This is a genomic window from Ligilactobacillus hohenheimensis (assembly GCF_947381805.1).
GTDB classification, from domain to species: domain Bacteria; phylum Bacillota; class Bacilli; order Lactobacillales; family Lactobacillaceae; genus Ligilactobacillus; species Ligilactobacillus hohenheimensis.
In genome coordinates, this window is the sequence record NZ_CANCXC010000009.1 from 1 (window position 1) to 2,402 (window position 2,402).

The window sequence follows — 2,402 nt, forward strand, 5'->3', positions numbered from 1 at the left end:
CTCCAACCAGGATCCTGAGTACGGCGGAACACGTGAAACTCCGTCGGAAACCGGGAGGACCATCTCCCAAGGCTAAATACTACCTAGTGACCGATAGTGAACCAGTACCGTGAGGGAAAGGTGAAAAGCACCCCGGAAGGGGAGTGAAAGAGTTCCTGAAACCATATGCCTACAAGCAGTCAGAGCCCGTTAAGGGGTGATGGCGTGCCTTTTGTAGAATGAACCGGCGAGTTACGCTTGCATGCGAGGTTAAGGCGGCAAGGCCGGAGCCGCAGCGAAAGCGAGTCTGAAACGGGCGTTTCAGTATGCAGGTGTAAAACCCGAAACCAGGCGACCTACCCATGTCCAGGTTGAAGGTGCGGTAAAACGCACTGGAGGACCGAACCCGTGTACGTTGAAAAGTGCTGGGATGAGGTGTGGGTAGCGGTGAAATTCCAAACGAGCTTGGAGATAGCTGGTTCTCCCCGAAATAGCTTTAGGGCTAGCCTCGGAATTAAGGATCATGGAGGTAGAGCACTGTTTGGACTAGGGGCCCATCCTGGGTTACTGAATTCAGATAAACTCCGAATGCCATTGATCCATGTCCGGGAGTCAGACTGCGAGTGATAAGATCCGTAGTCGAAAGGGAAACAGCCCAGACCACCAATTAAGGTCCCTAAATACGTGTTAAGTGGAAAAGGATGTGGAATTGCACAGACAACTAGGATGTTGGCTCAGAAGCAGCCACCATTTAAAGAGTGCGTAATAGCTCACTAGTCGAGTGATTCTGCGCCGAAAATGTAACGGGGCTAAACACGTTACCGAAATTGTGGGTGTGACCTACGGTCACGCGATAGGGGAGCGTTCCAAGGGCAATGAAGTCAGACCGGAAGGACTGGTGGAGCGCTTGGAAGTGAGAATGCCGGTATGAGTAGCGCAAGGCAGGTGAGAATCCTGCCCACCGAATGACTAAGGTTTCCTGGGGAAGGCTCGTCCGCCCAGGGTTAGTCGGGACCTAAGTCGAGGCCGCGAGGCGTAGACGATGGATAACAGGTGGAGATTCCTGTACTAGTTAATCTTGTTTGAGCGATGGAGGGACGCAGAAGGCTAACGATGCACGCTGCTGGAAATGCGTGTTCAAGCAGTAAGTTTGGGAGTGAGTGAAATGCTTACTTCCGGGTAAACAAGCTGTGATGAGGAGTGAAATTAAAGTAACGAAGTGAGTGATGTCACGCTGCCGAGAAAAGCTTCTAGTGAGAGATTAACTACCCGTACCGCAAACCGACACAGGTAGTCAAGGAGAGGATCCTCAGGTGAGCGAGAGAACTCTCGTTAAGGAACTCGGCAAAATGACCCCGTAACTTTGGAAGAAGGGGTGCTGGCCGCAAGGCCAGCCGCAGTGAAGAGGCCCAGGCGACTGTTTATCAAAAACACAGGTTTCTGCAAAATCGTAAGATGATGTATAGGGGCTGACGCCTGCCCGGTGCTGGAAGGTTAAGAGGATGGGTTAGCTTCGGCGAAGCTCAGAATTGAAGCCCCAGTAAACGGCGGCCGTAACTATAACGGTCCTAAGGTAGCGAAATTCCTTGTCGGGTAAGTTCCGACCCGCACGAAAGGCGTAACGATCTGGGCACTGTCTCAACGAGAGACTCGGTGAAATTGTAATACCCGTGAAGATGCGGGTTACCCGCGACAGGACGGAAAGACCCCATGGAGCTTTACTGTAGCTTGATATTGGGTGTTGGTACAGCTTGTACAGGATAGGTAGGAGCCGTAGAAGGCGGAACGCTAGTTTCGCTGGAGGCGCTGGTGGGATACTACCCTCGTTGTATGAACACTCTAACCCACACCGGCAATCACGGTGGGAGACAGTGTCAGGTGGGCAGTTTGACTGGGGCGGTCGCCTCCTAAAAGGTAACGGAGGCGCCCAAAGGTTCCCTCAGAATGGTTGGAAATCATTCACAGAGTGTAAAGGCAGAAGGGAGCTTGACTGTGAGACCAACAAGTCGAACAGGGACGAAAGTCGGGCTTAGTGATCCGGCGGTTCCGTATGGAAGGGCCGTCGCTCAACGGATAAAAGCTACCCTGGGGATAACAGGCTTATCTCCCCCAAGAGTCCACATCGACGGGGAGGTTTGGCACCTCGATGTCGGCTCATCGCATCCTGGGGCTGTAGTCGGTCCCAAGGGTTGGGCTGTTCGCCCATTAAAGCGGTACGCGAGCTGGGTTCAGAACGTCGTGAGACAGTTCGGTCCCTATCCGTCGCGGGCGGAGGAAATTTGCGAGGATTTGTCCTTAGTACGAGAGGACCGGGATGAACATACCGCTGGTGTACCAGTTGTTTCGCCAGGAGCAGCGCTGGGTAGCTATGTATGGATGAGATAAACGCTGAAAGCATCTAAGTGCGAAACTCACCTCAAGAT

General features: G+C 52.9%; 1 rRNA gene. It reads left to right on the forward strand.

What is annotated here, in order from left to right:
• A 23S ribosomal RNA gene (locus QOR60_RS06750) occupies nt 1-2,402 on the forward strand; the annotation flags it as partial.